The sequence below is a fragment of the Zavarzinella formosa DSM 19928 genome (genome assembly GCF_000255705.1).
GTDB lineage: Bacteria > Planctomycetota > Planctomycetia > Gemmatales > Gemmataceae > Zavarzinella > Zavarzinella formosa.
In genome coordinates, this window is sequence record NZ_JH636439.1 from 1,895,658 (window position 1) to 1,914,596 (window position 18,939).

Consider the following 18,939-nt stretch of genomic DNA (forward strand, 5'->3'; position numbering starts at 1 on the left):
ATCCTGCGATTGACGGGATATTTTCTCCCAGGGAGTTGAAATGCGTTCACGTTTGGCCCGATATTTCGTTGCCGCGGCCGCCTTGTTGCTGCCCGTGGCCGCCATGCCGGCGTTTGCCGAGGACAAGAAGTCGGACGGTCCGTCCCTTCTGGTCCGGGTACAGTCGGTCAATGATCTGATCAAGACGGTCGAATACTTCCTCGCCTTTGCGCCGGAAGACGATGCCGAACCCATCAAGCAGGGTCTCGGCTTGGTGAAGTCGTTGATCGACGACAAGAAGGGCATCGAAGGGATCGACGTCAAGAACCCGATCGGGTTGTACGCAACGATCACCCCGGAAGTCACCAGCAGCCCGGTGGTGGCTCTCGTTCCGGTGGCTGATGAAGCCGCCTTGCTGGCCGCCCTCAAGGATCGGGCGATGCTGGACGTGAAGAAGGGGAAGGATGGCATTTACGAAACCACGCCGCCGAACTCCCCGATGACGGTGTATTTCCGCTTTGCGAACAATTACGCCTACATCACCGCCAACGACCCGGAAAACATCAATCCGAAAACCCTGCCCAAGCCGGCCGACGTGCTGACGGGCAAGGCTTCCGATTTGCTGGCCGCCACCGTGCGGATTGATCGTCTGCCTGACCAGATGAAGAAGCTGGCCATCGGCGCCATCGAAAATCAACTGGCCGCCGGCAAGGAACAACCCGTTCCGAATGAAACCCCGGCCGTGAAGGAATTCAAGGGCAAGATGATTGACGAGGTCGTTGCGACCATCAAGTCGGTCATCACCGACGGCGAACAGGTCGCCATCAAGTTGAACGTGGACCTGCAATCCGGCGAAGCCGCCTTTGAAATCGAAATGGGCGGGTTGAAGGGCAGCAAATTGGCCAAGGATTTTGCCTCCATCCGCGACAACAAGAGTGTGGCGGGCGGGGCCGTTCTCTCCAGCGACACTTGCTTCTCGATGAATCTGAGCGTGGCTCTTGCTTCCAGCCTGAAGAAACTGCTTCCTCCGGTGATCGACGATGCGATCAAGGAAGCCAAGAAGCAAGCCAAGGCTCCCGGCGAAGTGGAAGAAAAGCTGAAGCCTTTGCTCGACGCCCTTCTCCCGACCGCCAAGGCTGGTGAACTCGACGCCGGGTTCTCCGTGGTGGGACCGAACAAGGATGGCAAGCTCACGATGCTTGCCGCCGCCAAGGTGGTCGATGGCAAGAAGATCGAAGCGACCGTCAAGGCGCTCGCCAAGGACGTGCCGCCGGACTTCGCCAATCTGGTTGCCCTTGATGCGGAAAAGCTCGAAGGCGGCTCGATGCTGCACATCCTCAAAGTGGGAGACTTCGTTCCGGCCGACGCTCAAAAAGCCTTCGGCAAGAGCGACGTTTACCTGACCTTCCGCGACGATCTGGCGATCATCGCCTTCGGCCCGGACGGCAAGTCGGCCATTCAAAAGGCCGTCCTGTCCAAGCCGGTCGATGTCGGCGTGTTCAAGTTGGAAGTCGCCTTGGCCCGGTTGGTCCCGGCTGCGGCTGACACGGCCGAAGAAGCCGCCAACGCCAAGAAGATCGCCAAGAAAATCTTTGGCGACTCGACCAAGTCGGACACGGTGAAGTTCAGCATCGAAGGTGGCGACACTTTGAAGATCAAACTGTCTGCCCAAGGAAAAGCCATCCAGTTCTTGGGGGCCTTGGGCGCCGCCAAGAAGAACAAGGACAACTGATCATTTGGTTGCGTCACATCCAAACCCCGGCCGTTCCTCCGCGAACCGCCGGGGTTGTTTCATTCTCTGAGTATCCATGCAAACTTCCGGCTTTCTTGTCGTCAACAAAACTCAAGGCATTACCTCCCGCGATGTGGTCAACCGGGCCATGAACTGGTTTCCCAAGCGGACCCGTCTCGGCCACGGGGGCACGCTCGACCCGCTGGCCACCGGCGTGCTGGTGCTTGCCTTCGGACAGGCCACCCGGTTGCTGGAATACGTCCAGCGAAGCCCGAAAACCTACACCACCAAAATCATCTTCGGCGCGACCAGCGATTCGGACGATGCCGATGGCGTCATCACTCCGCGCGAAGGGGTCAGCCCCGTTGACGAGTCAGCCATCCGCACGGCCATGAACGGGATGATTGGCGACATCAGCCAGATTCCCCCGGCATTTTCCGCGTTGAAAGTGGAAGGGCAGCGGGCCTATGCCCTGGCCCGCAAGGGGGCCGAGGTGGATTTGGAGCCACGAACGATTCGCATCGACCACATCGAATTGTTGGAATACACTTGGCCGACGCTGCGATTGAAAATCGATTGCGGGAAGGGAACCTACATCCGCTCCATCGCCCGCGATCTGGGAAACACGCTCGGCGTCGGCGGGTATGTCGGCGAATTGCTCCGTGACCGGATTGGCGGGTTCGCCTTGGACAAATCCGTCTCGCCCGAGGCAACCCGCGAGGAGGCGTTGCGAGTTTTGTGGCCGATGACAGCCCCGCTGCGGGGGCTTCCGCGTTGCAACATCAGCGCCGAAGAAATTCGCAACATTCGGTTTGGCCGCACGATCAACTTGAAACATGCCGACGCAGAAGAGTTTGTTGTTTTGGATGAGAACGGTGAATTGATTGCGATTGGAAAATTGACCAACGGGAAGTTCCAACCAACGAAGGTGATCCCGTCGGAAGGATGACCTTCCAATTCCCGTTGAGTCTTCGCGGAATTCGGTGTACTCTCCCCGCATGTTCCAGCGCTCGCTCGGGCCGCAAAGCCGCCGCCCGACGCATTCCCGGCCGACCAATCACCGCGCTCCCGGCTTTCGCCCATCGACCGGGAGCGGATCGGACTCCGTCTCGGATCGACTATCCCGCGACCCGGCCTTGGCCCGTTTAGAAGCGGCCTTGTTTCTGGCCCAAGAGCCAATTCCGCTTCGCAAGCTCGTCAATGTGGCCGGGTTGAAGGATTCGGCCGAGGCCCGGCGATTGATTGATCGGTTGCGGGATCTCCACGACGCCGACGGGACCGCCTTTCGTGTGAACGAGATCGCCGGGGGTTATCAACTCTTCACCCGGCCCATGTTTCAACCCTGGCTGGTGCGGGCGAACCGGGTGGGAACAGACCCCAAACTCACCCCTGCCTTATTGGAAACGCTCGCCGTTGTCGCCCATCGCCAGCCGATCATGCGGGCCGATGTCGAAGGCATCCGGGGCGTCGGATGCGGGGAAATGCTCACTCAACTGATGGAACGGGGATTGGTGAAGATCGTCGGTCGGCATGAATCACTTGGCCGGCCGATTCTGTTTGGCACCACGAAACGCTTCTTGCAAGTCTTCGGGTTGAACTCGCTGGAAGATCTCAAAAGGGACAAATCACTTGAATAGCAAACACGCCAGCCCGAAATAGGTCACCAGCGTGACGACATCCGTGAGGGCCAGCGTGATCGGCCCGGCGGCGATCTTCGGGTCCAGTTTGATCGCGTGCAACAAGGCCGGGACGGACAAACCGAAGAAACATGCCCCCAGCAGAGAACCGCAAATTCCCCCGCCGACCACCAGCGAGGCGGTCACATCTCCCCGCCAAAGCATCACAATTCCCGCGACCACTCCACCACAGGCCAACCCGAGCATCAGGGCCGTGGTCATTTCCCGGCTGAGTTCACGGAGATACCACTTCCGAGTGGGCTTGCGAATCTTCAACGTCTGAATCACGACGGACATCGACTGAATGCTCACGCTCTCGCCCAGTCCCAACACCAGCGCCATGAAAAAAGCCAGCACAATGCTTTTGGCCAGCGTGACTTCAAACACGCTGGTCAACACCGCACACATGACACCGCTGCCGATGGAGGCCAGCAACCACGGAAACCGGAAGCGAAACGCCGTGAGCGGCGAGGCCCCGCGCACTTGTGTCAACCGGAAGCCGAGGGCTTCAAAGGCGTTGTCCGTCGCCGCCCCGCTTTGCAGGTCGATCATCTCGTTGGTGAACTGGCTGACATCAATGACGCCAACCACGCCGCGCTGACCATCCACCACGGGCAACGACAATAACCGATACAGGACAAAGAACTCGGCGGCTTCCATCACGGTGGCCGTGTACGGCACGGCCACGATGCGAGAGATCATCACTTGGGCAAGCGTTTTTTCCTGCCCGGAGGTGATTAACCGGCGCAATGGCAAAACGCCGACGAGCTTGTCTTGTTCATCCACGACGTAGAAATATTGGATGGCTTCGCTGGCCACCTTGTTGCGGATGTAATCGGCCGCTTCGCCGACCGTCATCGTGCGGGGGAAGGTGACAAAATCCTTCTTCACATGCGCGACGATGTTCTGGCGAAGTTGCTGGGTTTGCAGTGGGGAAGGCATTCAGTCTGCCAACCGGTTCGCGTACTGCAGGTCGTAATACTTCAGGTATTCGCCCGAGCGGACTTGGTTGACCCACTCCTGATTCGCCTGATACCAGGCAATCGTCTCCCGCAGACCTTCCTCAAACGTGACCGTCGGCTGCCAGCCAAGTTCAGCCTCGGCTTTGGAACAATCAATCGCATAACGCCTGTCATGTCCGGGTCGATCTTGCACGAACTTGATGAGCGATTCCGTTTTGCCGAGGAGTTCCAGCAGTTTCTTGGTGAGGTGGATATTGGCCATTTCGCAACGGCCGCCGAAGTTGTAGACCTCACCCCCCTTCCCTTTCCTCCAAGCCATTTCCACCCCGCGGGCATGGTCACGAACGTGAATCCAGTCGCGGATCTGCATGCCATCCCCGTAAACCGGAACCTGCTGATCCCGCATGATGTTCGTGATGAACAACGGAATCAATTTCTCCGGGAACTGGTACGGCCCATAATTGTTCGAGCAACGGGTGATGACCGCATCCATGCCGAAGGTGTGGACATACGCCCGCACCAGCATATCGGCCGAGGCTTTCGCGGCCGAATAAGGGCTGTTCGGAGCCAGCGGCGTCGATTCGCTGAAGAGACCAGTTTCGCCCAAACTTCCGTACACTTCATCCGTGGAGACTTGAACGAATCTCGGTACCTTCGTTTGACGGGCACAGTCAAGCAAAATCTGCGTGCCGACGACGTTGGTTTTGATGAACGGGCCACTGTCGATGATGCTGCGGTCGACATGGCTCTCGGCCGCGAAATTGATGACGGCCCGCACATCGTTTTTCAGGGCTTTCAACACGACATCCCGATCCGTGATGTCTCCCCGCACAAAACGGTAGCGGGGATGATTGGCCAGATCGGCCAGATTGGCCAGGTTTCCGGCATAAGTGAGGGCGTCGAAATTGATGATGTCCGTGTCGGCATCCGTGGCCAGCACTTCGCGGATGAAGTTGCTGCCAATGAACCCACACCCGCCGGTGACGAGAATCGTGGCCATGTTGAAAATCATCCTCCGTGTCGAATGTCGGGATGATACGGGTTATTCCGGTCGGGAAAAAGGGACACTTTGGAAAACTGGTGCCGGTTTCGCCGATCATCCCGCATCGATCCTCTAGGGAATGAATACTTGCATCCGCAGACACGGCCACGTGAGAGGAACATCCGCGCATGAGAACACGATTTTTCCGACGACTGGCGGCCCTCACCCTCCTCGGGTTTGGTGGTTACGCCTTAGCCCAAGATCCGGCCGAGGCTGAACGGGCGAAACAAATTGTCGAACTCGAAAAGCAAATTGCCGCCATCCAGAAACAAATCACCGACCTGAAGAATCAGCCGGTGCGAAAACCGTTGAGCATCAACGACGCCAGCACTTGGAAGAGTGTCATCGCCCCGACCCTCTCGGACGACGGCGTGTGGTTCGCCTGCCGGATCGGCTCCCCGGAGATCGACTCCGAAGTCATTCTTCAGACGGTGAAGGGGGACAAGCCGCAATTGAAACTCCCCGGCGGGTCGTCCATCGGGCAAATCGCTTTTTCACGCGATTCCAAGTGGTTCGCATTCACAGTCTCCCCAACCCCCTCACGGCCGGGTGGCCCGCCATCGACCGGCAAACGCATTTACAAGGTCGTGCTGGTTAATCTCGCGACGAACGAGAAGACCGAATTTGAAGGACTGCGCTCGTTCGCCTTCAACGGCGAGGCTGCGACGCACATTGCCTTCCGCAAGGCCAACCCAGAACTCACCCAACCCCCGGCCCCGCCGACAAACGCCCCGCCTTCGCCGGTGTCGAACAACGATGTCATTCTCCGAGAACTGGCGACCGGCTCGGAATTGATCCTCGGCAACGTCGGCGAATTTGCCTTTAACAAAAAAGGCACTCATCTGGCGATGACGATTGACGCCCTCGGCCAGATCGGCAACGGCGTGCAACTCCGGGACATGAAGACCGGAAGCCTGCAAACACTCGACACCGGAAAAGCCACTTATCAATCCCTCAATTGGAAGGATACCAGCGATGCCTTTGCCGTTTTGAAAGGCGTTGAAGAAACCGGCGTTGATGGGAAAGTCTTCTCGGTTGTCGGTTTCTCCGATGTGGGAGCGGCCACCAAAAAAGTGGTTTACGAACCGAAAAACGATCCCGCCTTCCCCAAAGATTTTGGCATCAACTCCGGCCGCACCCCGTTTTGGACCGACGACCTGAGTGGCATTTTTCTGGGAATCTCCACGCAAAAACGCCCCGAGCCGAAGAAGGACGATCCAAAGAAAGACGAATCGAAGAAGGATGCCCCCAAAGCGGAGGTCGGCCCGACACCCCGGACATTGCCGAAACCGGACATGGTGATCTGGCACTGGAAAGATGAACGCCTGCAACCCGCCCAACAGGTGCGGGCGGCCGAGGACAAGGCGTTCAACTATCTCGGACTTTACCGAGTAAGCGAGAAGAAATTCCTGCGGCTCGCGGATGACACCGTCAAAAATGTGCGTCCGGCTCCAAAACATCTGTATGCTGTCGGACTTGATTCGACGCCGTACCAACTGATGAGCACGCTGGACGGCAAAGATTTCGAGGACGTCTACGTCACCAACCTGACCACCGGCGAACGCAAGAAAGCCCTGACCAAAACCCGGTTCGTGTTCGGTGTCTCCACCGATGGAACGCATCTCGCCTACAACGAGGACGGCCATTTCAAATCGCTCGAACTGGCCACGTTGAAGTCGTATGTGATGGACGAAAAGGCTCCGAAGCCGTTCGTGAACACGGAAGACGATCATAACGTGGACAAGATGCCGACCCGCTTCATCGGGTGGTCGGCCGACGGCAAATTTGCCCTCGTCTCGGACAACTGGGACATCTGGCAACTAGCCGTCCACGGAGAAACGGCCGTCAACCTGACCGTGGACGGGCAAACCAAAGGCATCCGCTACCGGGACCGCGTCGCTCTCGACCCAGAGGAAAAGGGGATCGACCTCACCAAGCCGCAATTGCTCTCAATGTATGGCGAATGGACAAAGAAATCCGGTTACGGCCGTCTGGAAGCGGGCAAACCCGGCGTCACTCCCCTGCTCTTCGAGGATGCCATGATTCGCGGCGTGTCCAAGGCCCGTTTGGCCGAGGCATATGTTTACCTGCGCGAAACTTCGTTAGAATCCCCCGAAGCCCATATAACAGATGCCACTTTCAAAACACCCCGCAAGGTGACCGACTCCAACCCGCAACAGGCCAATTTCCTGTGGTCATCGGGTGGAAAGTTGATTGATTACGTCGGCGTGAACAACAAGAAACTTCAGGGGGCATTGTTCCTCCCGTGTTCTTACCAGCCCGGCAAAAAATACCCAACCATCGTCTATATTTACGAGCGATTGTCCCAGAACTTTCACTCCTACCAGCCGCCAAGCACGGTCGGCTTCAACAAATCGATTTACACCAGTAACGGTTACGCGGTGCTGATGCCGGACATCACGTATCAGTTGAACGATCCGGGGGTGTCATCGGTGAAGTGCATCCTCCCGGCCCTCGACGCGGCAATTGCCACCGGCGTCGTCGATGGTGACAAAGTGGGCCTGCACGGCCACTCATGGGGCGGCTACCAAACGGCCTTCGCCATCACGCAAACAGATCGCTTCAAGGCCGCCATCGCCGGGGCGCCGTTGACGGACCTGATCAGCATGTATTCGTCGGTGTACTGGAACACAGGCTCGGCGAATCAACCGATCTTTGAATCCAGCCAGGGCCGGTTCACGGGTCCGTATTGGGAACAGCAGGAGGCATATCTCCGCAATTCGCCGGTGTATCATGCCACGAAAGTGAAAACCCCCTTGCTGTTGCTGCACAACGACAAAGACGGGGCGGTCGATTGGATTCAAGGGATTGAATACTTCAACACCCTTCGCCGGATGCAAAAGCCGGTGGTGATGCTCCAGTACAAAGGGGAGAATCACGGCTTGATGAAGCCGGAAAATCGCAAGGATTATGCGATCCGCATGAGGGAGTTCTTCGACCATCTTCTCGTCGGCAAACCCGCCCCCGATTGGTGGACCACCGGCGTTCCCCATTTGAAGTTGGAAGACCACCTGAAAAACCGCAAAGACTGAGCGGGCGGCTTGCCGAAGTCCGGCCGATTCGTTGAACATCAGGACGCACTCGTCCCGGTGTTCGTTTTTCTCATGCGAGTCGGCACATGATCATTCATCATCGCCCCGTCGCCCTCGTCACCGGGGGCAGCCGGGGCATCGGTCGGGGCATCTCCATCGCTCTGGCCAAAAAGGGCTACGCCGTCGCCGTGAATTACGCGGGCAATCGGATCGCCGCCGAGGAAACATGCGCCCTGATCGATGATGAAGAGGCGTTTCCCGTCCACGCGGATGTCGGCAACACGGTGGATCGCATCAACATGGTGCGAACGGTCGTGAGCAAATGGGGCCGGATTGATCTGCTGGTGAACAACGCCGGCATCACCTCTCTCGGCCGGCTGGATATTCTCGAAGCCACCGAGGAAAGTTGGGATACCGTCTTGGGGATCAACCTCAAAGGGCCGTTTTTCCTTTCCAAACTCGTCGCCAACCACATGCTTGAAATCGGCCCCGCCAATCTGGTGCGGCCGGCCATCATCAACATCACCAGCCTGTCGGCGTTTGCCGCCTCCGTGAATCGGGGGGACTATTGTGTTTCCAAAGCTGGAATGTCCATGATGACGCAATTGTTCGCCCTCCGGCTCGCGGACAAGGGCATCCGCGTGTTCGAGGTGCGGCCGGGCATCATCGACACGGATATGACCTCCGGGGCAAGAGAGAAATATGTCGAGGAAATCAAGCACGGTCTGACCCCTATCCCCCGGCTTGGCACTGCCGAGGAGGTGGGCAAGACGGTTGCATCAATCGCCACCGCTGACATGCCGTTTTCCACGGGGGACATTTTCCACGCAGACGGCGGCTTCCACCTGCGAAAACTCTGAACCGATTTTTTAAGAATCCGCTCAAAACTTCATCCCGGACACTCACCGTCTTGCGGTTTGTTGCCTATCCATGACCCGTAGGCAACAGTGTCTTTCAACCCAGGAGAAAATCATGGCTCACACACTGCCGACTTTGCCCTACGCCTTTGCCGCCCTCGAACCCCACATCGACGCCCTCACGATGGAAATCCACTCCCAACGCCACCACAAGGCGTATGTGGACAACCTGAACAAAGCCTTGGAAAGCCACCCCGACCTCGCCTCCAAGTCCATCGAAACACTGCTGCGTGAAATCAAGTCCGTGCCGGAAGGCATCCGTCAGGCCGTCATCAACAACGGCGGCGGCCACCACAACCACAGCCTGTTCTGGACGATCATGGGGCCGGGCGCCGGTGGCGAGCCGACCGGAACAGTGGCCGATGCGATCAAAGCTTCGTTCGGCGACTTCGCCGCGTTCAAGGCCAAGATCAAGGAAAACGCCCTCGGCCAATTCGGCAGCGGTTGGAGCTGGTTGGTGTACAACCCGGCCAGCAGCAAGGTCGAAGCCCTCAAGAAGCCGAACCAAGACAGCCCGTTGATGGACGGTCTGGTCCCCCTCGTCGGCGTGGACGTGTGGGAACACGCCTACTACCTCAAGTATCAAAACAAGCGGGCCGACTACGTTGAAGCTTGGTGGAACACGGTGAACTGGAAGGCCGTGGAAGAAAACCTGGCGAACGCCAAGAAGTAAGTGACAGCGATTTGAACACAAAAACAGGCTGACAACACCAAAAGTTGTCGGCCTGTTTTCGTTGACCGAACCCGCATCAATGTGGCAATCCGAACAAGTAATACCCCAGACAAGCCAGTCCCAGAAGCACCGCTCCCGGACGAATCTCGCGGAATCGGCCGGCAACCACTTTCAGAAGCGGGTGAATGATCAAACCGACCGTCAGCCCGTTGGCGATGTTGTAGGTGAACACAATCATTGTAAATGTGACGAACGCCGGCACTCCCTCGGTGAGATCATCGAAATCAATATTCCGCACCGATCCGATCATGAGAATGCCCACGGCGATCAAAGCCGGGCCATAGGCATATCCCAATTGTTGAAGCGGCTTGACCATCGGAATGAAAAACAAAGTCAGGGCGAACAGCAAAGCGGTTGTCACGGCCGCCAGCCCGGTTCTGGCTCCTTCGCGCACACCAGTGGCCGATTCGATATAGGCTCCGCTGGTGGAACTTCCGGCCAACGCGGCAAACATGCAAGAGCAGGCATCGACGAGCATGGGTCGCTCCATCTGCGGAAAATTGCCGTCAGAATCCAGCATTTTTCCGGCCGCCCCGACACCGGTCAGTGTTCCAAACGTGTCCAGAAAGCTCATCAGGAACAATGTCAGCAGAATGGGCAGGAAACTCAAATGAAACACGCCGGTGATGTCGAGTTGAAACGCCAGCGGGCTGAGGTCATATTCGCCGGTGATGGGAAGGGCCACGATGCCGACGGGAGCCTCCGCTTCTCCCATCAGATAACCAATGATTGCCGTCACGATGATGCCGACGAGAATTGCCCCGCGAATCCGTCGGCACATCAGCGTGATGATGACCATAAGTCCGCCCAAGGCCAATAACACCTTGGGATCACGCCAATTGCCGATCTTGAGCGGCACGGCGGGCCGGGCAAGAAACTCCGTCTTTGGAGCAGGCATGCCTTCGGTAAAACTGGTGACAATCCCGGTTTGGTAAAGACCGATGAAAGCCAGAAACAAGCCGATTCCGGCGGCGAAACTATGCTTCATGCTGGGTGAAATGGAATTGGCCAGCCAAGAGCGAATGCCCGAAAGTGTCAGGAGGAGAAAAATCGCCCCGCTGACAAACACCGCCCCCAGACGCAATTGCCAGCCGATGCCCATCGCGGTCAAGCCGAAGGCCAAAAAGGCATTTTCACCCATGTAGGGAGCCACGGCCAACGGCCTGTTGGCATACAAACCCATGAGTAGCGATCCGAAAACGGCTGTCAGGATGGTTGCCACCGTCGCCGGTCCCAACGGCAGCCCGGCGAACTGGAGAATGGCCGGATTGACCACAATGATGTAGGCCATCGTGGCGAAAGTCGTCGCTCCGCCCAAGACCTCGATCCGGGCTGTGGTGCCGTGTTTGTTCAATCCGAAGAATCGATCTAGCGCCCCAGATAAACCGCTGCCTGTCTTGCTGGTCACCGTTTACCTCCGATCATCTTCGAAGTTTCTTGTGGATTATTGAAATGTAACGGATGAAATAAGATGTCTGTCTCTTATCGCCGTTTTCAAACAACTTTGCCAAGAGACCACCATGACCGAATGGATCGAGCGTTTGCTGGCGAAACTAGAACGTGTTCGTCAGACGGATCATGAGTTCCTCGGCTACGGAGCCTGGCGCCATTGGTATCGCTTTGGCCCGAAGCTGGCGCCGAGTTTGATCGCATGGCTGGAAGCAAAATACGGAATTGAGTTGCCAGAACAATACCGCCAGTTTTTGATCGAAGTCGGGAACGGCGGGGCCGGGCCATACAACGGGCTGCAACGATTCGGTTATCTTGATGTCCCCCAGCGCATCCCCTCTTCGCTCGGCACCGGAATCAGGCGGCATGACACATATCCCTCGGGTCTGAAGCGAGAATGGGAAGAGCGATACATGCCCGACGGTTCATTGACCGATGGGTTTGAGGAGAACTTTTACGATTCCATTTGGATGATGGCAGGCGGCGACACCATTCTTGCCCAACCGTTCCCGTTCATTGAACCGCATAACTCAAACGAACTGGCAGAGGAACTGCTCTCCGGTAGTGCCGGGCAGGTTGAGGGAGGGGCGAACATGCGATGGTGTGTCCCCGGCGCACTCTACATGGCCATGTATGGATGCGGCGCCACGCAAATGCTTGTCTTGAACGGACTGTGGAAAGGCTCGATCTGGATGCAGGATTTGGCGAGCGACAATGGGTACTATGTGGTTGCCAAGAATTTCGAGGAGTGGTACGACCAGTGGTTGGACTCCGTGTTGGTATTCTGCGCCCGGAGCCTGAATTACCGCCGTCTGCTGAGCATGTTTGCGACCAAAGACCCAGCCGAGGCCAAGGATTTGGAAACACTTTTACGAGCGAACGGAATTACCTGCGAGACGGAGGGGACCCCGTCTCGCACGATGATTGTGCTGGTAAATCAAGACCAGAAGGAAGCCGCCCGGCCACTGATTGAAGAGTTCGTTGCCCGGACGAAGCGGTGAACCATCCCGGCCAAATTCCTGTCCGGTACCAGAACCGTATGACAGGAGACCCGATGCGCAAACTCGCCAGTATTCAGACCGTCAACGCCATCGAACCGATTCCGAACGCCGACGTCATCGAAAAGGTTCGTGTTCTCGGTTGGTGGACCGTCGCCAAAAAGGGCGATCACAAGCCTGGCGACAAACTCGCGTATTGCGAGATTGACTCACTCCTGCCAGAACGGCCGGAGTTCGAGTTTCTTCGCCCAAGCAGTTTCAAGCCCGTCCAGACCGACCCGGCTGGCTTTCGGATCAAGACGATCAAACTTCGCGGCCAAGTCTCCCAAGGCATCTGCTTTCCATTGTCCATTCTCCCGCCTGGAACCGAGGTGGAGGAGGGAACCGATGTCACCGATGTGCTTGGCGTCCGCAAGTGGGAACCGCTGCTGCCTAGCAGAGTTCACGCTGTCGCAGCGGCAGCATAGCCACCGTGCCGGAAGTAGTTGAGGCATTCGTTCGGTTGGAAGTGGGGAATGATCTGTCGCGAGGCTTTATAAATGCCTTTGGTGGTCCGGGCGGCCCAATCCCGCAAGCCCTGTTTCAACTTCGAGAAGGCGTCTCGATGGGATTGAGGTCCGGACTGGAAGGGGGCAGGTATTCCAACCGGCATCCGGCCGCTTGGATGGCCGCCTCGATCCCGTCGACCTTATGGCAGGGAAGATTGTCCATCACCACCACCATCCCCGGCCGCAACGAGGGGACCAACACCTGCCCCACATACGCCGAGAACAGTTCCCCGTTCATCGCCCCCTCGAACGTCCACCTAGCCGTCGGGCCGCCGCTCGTCAACGCCCCGACAAAGGTCACGTCCCGCCGCCGTTTGAACGGGGCCTCGGCGACCACCCGTTCCCCGGCCGGACCATACCCCTGGGTCCGTTGCATGGCCGTTGTCGCCTCGGTTTCGTCCAGAAACACCAAATCATCCGGAGACACCTCCGCCAGTTTCGACGGCCATTCCCGCCCCGCCTCCGCCACGTCGGGGCGGTCCTGTTCGGAGACCCGGACCGATTTCTTCTTCCGGGTCAGTCGGAACCGCCGCATCGTCCGCCAGACCGTCACGCGCGAGGCGGGCAGCCTCAGACGTTTGCGATGTTCGGCCGGGGTGGCGTCCGGATGTTCGAGCACGGCCTGACGCAGCGCCTCTTTGTGGTCGGCGAGTTGGCGGGCCGGTCCTCTTCCGAAAAGCCGCGGGGCCAGTGAGCCGGTCTCGCGGAACCGCTGGCCCCGCCGACGCACAAAAGCGGCGCATGCCCCAAATCGCTCGGCGACTTCGGCCGTAGTTTTGCCCGACTGACGGGCCTCATATATCCGAACACGCAGGTCGTTGCTGTAGGATCGCATGGTTCTTTCCCCTTGGAACCATTTTTCCCAACGCTACAAATTTCCGAACTCTGCAATAGTTGGTCACTTGTGTTGACCGTGGCCATAATTGCGACGGCCAAATTTTGGAGAGGTTTTTTGGTTTGCGCGCCGGACCCGCCGACGCGATGACGGCGTTCTCGTTGCCGCTTTCGGCGGGCGGCCCGTTTCCCTCCCCGGATAAACGGCGTTGGGTTTCGGTTCCAATGGTCGGCCGCCGCCTCAAACCAGGACATGATTTCTTCAGGATGAGATGGATTCTGTCCGGCGAGCGCCCGGCGTTTGAGAACCCGTTGGATGCTTTCGGCCATATTCAGCCATGAGCCAGACAACGGCGTGTAAAGCGGCATGATGCCATGGGCGAACAACCACAGGACAAACGCCGACGTTTTGTGACCGGCCAGATTGTCCAGGACCAACAGCATTCGCAATGGCGGCAACTGCTCCGGCAGGGTGATCCTGATCTTCAATCCCGCCTGCCAGCGTTCTCAGGCCCGCCGTGACGAGGCCTTTGTCGGAACCGCCTCCGGTTGATTGGCGAGAATCTCCGACAATTCGTGTTGCAGCCACGGATGCAACACGCTGTTCGGGCAGGAAGCCACTCCTTCGAGCCGCACCGCTCCGGTGGCCGGATGAAACAGCGTCATCACTTTGGCCGTGCCGTTGCGGACGTATTCATGGAGCAGCCGGGCCGGTTCTCCCTCCGGTTCCCAACTGGCGCCTTCGTGCGGCATCGTCGAAAAAGGTCCGGCCTGGTCGGCGCACCAGACCGGCAACCCCAAGGACTCGCCAAGGGTATAAGCGTCTTCGATCAGCTTTTTTTCGGCACGGCATCCGGGTCGGTCACGGTCGCCCGACCGGTCTTGCGACGACGTTCGGCCTGTCCGGTCGGACACCAGGTGCGAGTGCATTGAAACGAATAACCGGCGTCGTGAAGGGTTTGCCAGATGGTAAAGGTCGAGACGTTCAGCAGTCCGTCGGCCGCCGCCCTCAACGCGGCCCGCAGCAAGGTCAACGACCAAACGGCCGTTCCGTCTTCCTCGGGGGTGGGAACTCGGGAAACTTCCCGCAGAATCCGTTCTTGGTCCGCGGGCGAATAGGTTTTGGGCTGCCGCCATGACGCGGTTCGAGGGCTTCCACGCCCTCATGGTTGAAACGCGTCACCAGCCGGGAAACCGCGTCGCCGCTGCGTCGGCCTGCCTCCCGGGCCGCCTGCTGATAATCGAGGCCGTCGGACACTGCCAGGATCATGACGGCCCGGGCCACTTGGGCGACCGGGGCGGTGGCCGAACGACGAAGGGACAACAGGGACTGTCGCTCATCGTCGGTCAGCGGACGAAGCGGATCCTTCCGGCGACGGGACATGACTTGACTCCGGGTCACTGGAGAAAGCCAATGTACGGAGCCAAAAATTATGGCCACGCCCAACGCAAGTGACCCACTAATCGGCGAGGAACAGAGGAATCGGGGAGAGACGCCCCTTCGGCTTTTCGGGCCGGAGTTCGTCCAGCACGCCGTCGCAACAGGCGTTGATCCATCAGGTGACGGTCTTGCGATGAACGCCTAGGTCGGTGGTGATGTCCTGGCGGGGCGCCCCCCGATGGCAGGGGAAACGCACTCATTTCCCAAGGAAATCATGTAGAACATGTTCGAGGAAGGAAGTGTCCCAGCCCGCTTTCAGTCGCTTGTTTTTGATGCCGATACAGGTCGTGGCTTTCTTCAACATGGCCAGGGCCATCTTGCGAACCGCCGACATATTCTCGGGGGCGTGTCCTTCCCGAAGTCGGCGATCGTCCTCCCGGAACGCCACATCCAATATCCAATGGCGCTCATACTCGATGCTCCAATGCTTGCGACTGGTGCCCAAGAACATCTTCCCCGATCCGCGACGACTGCTGATGTAATAACGAACCTCGCTGCTCTCCATTTTCCCTTTCGCCCTCCGCCCGCTCGTCACGCACACCACCGACTTCAATCCCTTCCAGAACTCACGGTCGCGGATGCCTTCCAGGTTCGTCAGCACGAAGCAGGACCGAAACTCCTCCCGGCCGCGGGACTTCTCCTGCGTCATCCAATAACTCAACCCCGCCTCATCCGCCTCGTCCACCGCCAGCAATGTCATGATGTCCTCGTACAACCGGGGTTGGTTTTCCTTCACCGCCGACGGGCGGTCGCCTCCGCCCGAGACGATCTGCGAGGCGATGGCCTTCTGGCAACCCGCCGCGTCAATGCCCTCCAGAGCCTTGGAAACGTCGGGCAATTTCAGCAATTCCGGGATGGCCGTGATCTCGTTGGATTTCTCGCCGGTTCGCCCCCGGGCCGGAGTGACACCGTTCGCTGACGCCCATGCGCTGACGATTTGCACGGTCCGGTCACCAGCCGACGTTTTGCGTTTGGAGCCCCGCATGGCCTTCCCGTCAATCGGGATTTGCCGGAGCTTGAGCCGGTCCGACATGGCCTCGGCCCAACCGATGAGGCATCTCTGGAATTGGGCCGGATTGATGAGGGCAAAGACCAGGTTGAGGGGGTCGTGCGAGGGGATGCCGTGGTCGAGTCGGAGCCCGAGTCGATCATGGAACCAAACCTCCCTGGCTCGGGCAAACTCGACCACGCCGGCAAAGTCGTCGGACACGCCGATGGTGGCCACAACGACGATCAGAATAATGTCCATGAACTCGTGGACGCACTTGAGCCGGACTCGCGGGCCGGGGAGTTCGGAAAAGCAATCAGCCAACGGTCGCGGGGTGTCGGCCATGACAAGGCTCCGAGTGGAGGGAGCGGGACATTGTCGGAGGGATTCGAGAAAATATCAGTGGTGGAGCGTGGAAAACAGGTGAGAAACGAGCGGTGTTCCGATCACAATAAAAACGAATGAATGCCCCGAAATCAAGGGCCATCTTATGCAATTGCCCTGAGCGGAACTCCGGGTGGTTGTGTTCGACGACCGGCGTGGAAGCGCTTGTGCCTGCCGGGTGAGATGGCGGAGCGGCGAACTCGATTACCGCTCTAAAAATCAAATCCGATCCGGGTTCCGAAGGCATGAATTGGAACATTGCCGGCACCGCCGCCGTCGAGTTGCGTGAAAACATAATTGGTCATCCAGCGCACATTGGCGTTCAAATACCAATTCACCCCGGCCGACACGGAATCCATGCGTCCCCAGCGAACATTCCCGGTGTTCGCATCAAATCGGTCATAACGAAGGCCGATCTCCCATGCGCCCCAGCCAAAGCCGTTCCCCTTCTCGTGATCGGGACCAACCGGCGAAACCGGCTTCACACGATCAAATCCGCCGTTGATAAGCGAGGCCGGACGGTGATCTCCCGGCGTCAGAAAGCAAAGAGCCTCCAGGTAGAAACCAGAGAAAAAGAGATTGCCGAGCGATTGCGACCCTGGCGTTCCTGGCAATCCGGTGGCATAGGCGTTGTTCTGGAGCGAGGCCAGATATTCGCCGCCGAAAGCCAGGGGTCCTAATGCCGCATAACTGCCGATGCTGGCCAGTTGATTGGCCGAAGAACTGAAGAAATCCCCCGTGTCGATCACATGGGGATTTTGAAACCGCGTGCCGGTGCGGACCAACGGTCGGGTGAAGATTCGGTTTTGGGAGTCCGCCAATGTTCGATACGAACCGGCCACGCCGACATAGAGCCATTGCTGTTCGGCCTCATCGTAAATCGGAAACCCATGCACCCGCCCGGTGAGGGCGTATTCTCCATTGCCCACCCCAAAGCCCCCCAGCCGGGTGCCGGGTTTGAACACGCCGACAAAACCCGTTAATCGGTCGTTCAAGGTTGAATACCGATAGCTCAGACCGGTTTCGTAGCTGAAATCGTCGTTGAGGCCGTCATACACCGCCGGTCTTTCCATGAAGGAGAGGAAATTGTTGCTCCCGGCCGCGCTGAACAACAGCGGTTGGATTTGATGACCTGCCTTGAGGGTTCCGGGAACGAACAAATCCGTGACCGCCAGCCAGGCGTTGGTGATGTAGACGGTCGCATCCGGGTCTTGGCTGGGGGAACGCAAATCGGACGAACGCGACACATCCGCATTGAATGAGTAGTCGAAATACTTCCAAAGCGTGCCGTCCGTCTCCAAGACTGCCCGCCGCAAAACAACGCCGTCAACAAAAGGCGCGCTGAAGCGATCCTGAACCCCGTGAGGCGTCTCGAACCATCCGGCATCCAGTTGAACCCGGCCGCCAAATCGAATCGTGGAATTGCCGTCAAGCGACGTGCGGACAAACCCCTCTTTCGATGAGCGGATCAACTCCTCAAAGCGGGTGTCCCAACTTTGCTCTGCCGCTTGCTTTGTTTCCTGAAGCTGGTTCTCCAGAGACGCTGTCCGTCGTTTCAACTCGTCGATTTCTGACTGCAACGACGCCGGAGCGGTCGGTTCCCGTTCCTGCGCCCCGACCGGCGTGCCCGAGCACACGGCCAAGACCGCCAGCAATAACGAAAGGAACCCTAGTCGGATCATCGTCATTCCACGGAATGCTCCGGATGGATGAACGGGAGATAGACTGATGCCGACGATTTGTCAATTTCAGATCTTAATCAGAGCAGGGCTACTCAGCGGTTGATCTTGGGCAGGATGGCGAAATTGGTTATGGAGGATTTCCTTTTGGAGATCCGTCATGGCCGCGTCGCTGATCGATTTGTTGCGAGAACTCAAAGACCCGCGTGACCCGCGCGGGTTGCAGTATCCGCTGGCGTCCGTTCTGGGACTGTGCCTGGTCGCCATTCTCGCCGGGCACACCAGTCTGGCCGCCATTGCCCACTTCGGCCGTCTGCGCGGCCCGCGACTCGGCCACCCTCTCGGGTTCCCGAGCAAGAAGATGCCTGCGGCCAACACCCTGTCGTTGCTGCTGCGTGATCTGGACGCCGACCACCTGGACCGGATCATCGGGGCGTGGCTGGCCGGGCGGCACGCGGCCGGATGGGACCATGTGGCCATTGACGGCAAAGTTCTGCGCGGATCCCGCGACGGGGAGACGCCCG

The 18,939-nt window shown here is 58.5% G+C and carries 17 protein-coding genes and 1 pseudogene; 9 read left to right on the top strand and 9 right to left on the bottom strand.

What is annotated here, in order from left to right; genetic code table 11:
• Window positions 1-40: 40 nt before the first annotated feature.
• The 3 genes from BGIM_RS0109000 (at window position 41) to scpB (ending at window position 3,348) form a co-directional block, all read left to right on the top strand.
• Window positions 41-1,711 (top strand): hypothetical protein, encoded by a 1,671-nt coding sequence (locus BGIM_RS0109000; RefSeq protein WP_020469458.1) that lies wholly within the window; start codon window positions 41-43, stop codon window positions 1,709-1,711.
• Window positions 1,712-1,787: 76 nt separating this feature from the next.
• On the top strand, window positions 1,788-2,660 hold the full coding sequence (truB, locus tag BGIM_RS0109005; protein WP_020469459.1) for a tRNA pseudouridine(55) synthase TruB: 873 nt from the start codon (window positions 1,788-1,790) through the stop codon (window positions 2,658-2,660).
• A 49-nt stretch (window positions 2,661-2,709) separates the two neighbouring features.
• Complete coding sequence (scpB, locus tag BGIM_RS49425) at window positions 2,710-3,348, top strand: SMC-Scp complex subunit ScpB (RefSeq protein WP_020469460.1); 639 nt, start codon at window positions 2,710-2,712, stop codon at window positions 3,346-3,348.
• Here scpB and BGIM_RS0109015 read toward each other — a convergent pair.
• Entirely contained in the window at window positions 3,337-4,329 is a 993-nt protein-coding gene (locus BGIM_RS0109015; protein WP_020469461.1) for a magnesium transporter, read from the bottom strand. The two genes, scpB and BGIM_RS0109015, sit on opposite strands and share 12 nt — an antisense overlap.
• Window positions 4,330-5,349: a dTDP-glucose 4,6-dehydratase gene (rfbB, locus tag BGIM_RS0109020; protein WP_020469462.1), complete on the bottom strand. Its 1,020-nt coding sequence runs from the start codon at window positions 5,347-5,349 to the stop codon at window positions 4,330-4,332.
• A 170-nt stretch (window positions 5,350-5,519) separates the two neighbouring features.
• Between rfbB and BGIM_RS0109030 the strand changes: the two genes are divergently transcribed.
• From BGIM_RS0109030 to BGIM_RS0109040, 3 genes are all read left to right on the top strand, one after another.
• Window positions 5,520-8,444 (top strand): S9 family peptidase, encoded by a 2,925-nt coding sequence (locus BGIM_RS0109030; RefSeq protein WP_020469464.1) that lies wholly within the window; start codon window positions 5,520-5,522, stop codon window positions 8,442-8,444.
• Between the two features lie 86 nt (window positions 8,445-8,530).
• Window positions 8,531-9,304, top strand: a complete 774-nt coding sequence (locus BGIM_RS0109035) for a 3-ketoacyl-ACP reductase (RefSeq protein ID WP_020469465.1) — start codon at window positions 8,531-8,533, stop codon at window positions 9,302-9,304.
• Window positions 9,305-9,416: 112 nt separating this feature from the next.
• Window positions 9,417-10,034, top strand: coding sequence for a superoxide dismutase (locus BGIM_RS0109040; RefSeq protein ID WP_020469466.1), 618 nt, complete (start codon window positions 9,417-9,419; stop codon window positions 10,032-10,034).
• A gap of 76 nt (window positions 10,035-10,110) precedes the next feature.
• Here BGIM_RS0109040 and BGIM_RS0109045 read toward each other — a convergent pair whose 3' ends face one another.
• Window positions 10,111-11,502, bottom strand: a complete 1,392-nt coding sequence (locus BGIM_RS0109045; protein WP_020469467.1) for an NCS2 family permease — start codon at window positions 11,500-11,502, stop codon at window positions 10,111-10,113.
• Between the two features lie 112 nt (window positions 11,503-11,614).
• Here BGIM_RS0109045 and BGIM_RS57185 point away from each other — a divergent pair, with 112 nt between their 5' ends.
• A complete protein-coding gene (locus BGIM_RS57185; RefSeq protein WP_020469468.1) occupies window positions 11,615-12,544 on the top strand; it encodes an SMI1/KNR4 family protein in 930 nt (309 codons plus the stop codon).
• A gap of 53 nt (window positions 12,545-12,597) precedes the next feature.
• The gene (locus BGIM_RS49435) at window positions 12,598-13,008 is read left to right on the top strand and encodes a hypothetical protein (protein ID WP_020469469.1); all 411 of its coding nucleotides are present in this window, start codon (window positions 12,598-12,600) and stop codon (window positions 13,006-13,008) included.
• 115 nt (window positions 13,009-13,123) lie between these two features.
• Here BGIM_RS49435 and BGIM_RS59770 read toward each other — a convergent pair whose 3' ends face one another.
• The 6 genes and pseudogenes from BGIM_RS59770 to BGIM_RS0109090 form a co-directional block, all read right to left on the bottom strand.
• A complete protein-coding gene (locus BGIM_RS59770; RefSeq protein WP_238537565.1) occupies window positions 13,124-13,924 on the bottom strand; it encodes an IS630 family transposase in 801 nt (266 codons plus the stop codon).
• Window positions 13,925-14,256: 332 nt separating this feature from the next.
• Window positions 14,257-14,367: pseudogene (locus tag BGIM_RS68210) on the bottom strand (transposase); the annotation flags it as partial.
• A 63-nt stretch (window positions 14,368-14,430) separates the two neighbouring features.
• Window positions 14,431-14,853 (bottom strand): hypothetical protein, encoded by a 423-nt coding sequence (locus BGIM_RS66460; protein ID WP_202947230.1) that lies wholly within the window; start codon window positions 14,851-14,853, stop codon window positions 14,431-14,433.
• A gap of 100 nt (window positions 14,854-14,953) precedes the next feature.
• Complete coding sequence (locus tag BGIM_RS66465) at window positions 14,954-15,307, bottom strand: helix-turn-helix domain-containing protein (RefSeq protein ID WP_020469473.1); 354 nt, start codon at window positions 15,305-15,307, stop codon at window positions 14,954-14,956.
• 253 nt (window positions 15,308-15,560) lie between these two features.
• A complete protein-coding gene (locus BGIM_RS0109085; protein WP_020469475.1) occupies window positions 15,561-16,697 on the bottom strand; it encodes an ISAs1 family transposase in 1,137 nt (378 codons plus the stop codon).
• 251 nt (window positions 16,698-16,948) lie between these two features.
• Entirely contained in the window at window positions 16,949-18,418 is a 1,470-nt protein-coding gene (locus tag BGIM_RS0109090; protein WP_157368692.1) for an OprO/OprP family phosphate-selective porin, read from the bottom strand.
• A gap of 157 nt (window positions 18,419-18,575) precedes the next feature.
• On the opposite strand from BGIM_RS0109090, the gene BGIM_RS49450 reads away from it, so the two are divergent.
• On the top strand, window positions 18,576-18,939 hold a 364-nt coding region (locus BGIM_RS49450; protein WP_020469477.1), incomplete at its 3' end, for a transposase family protein.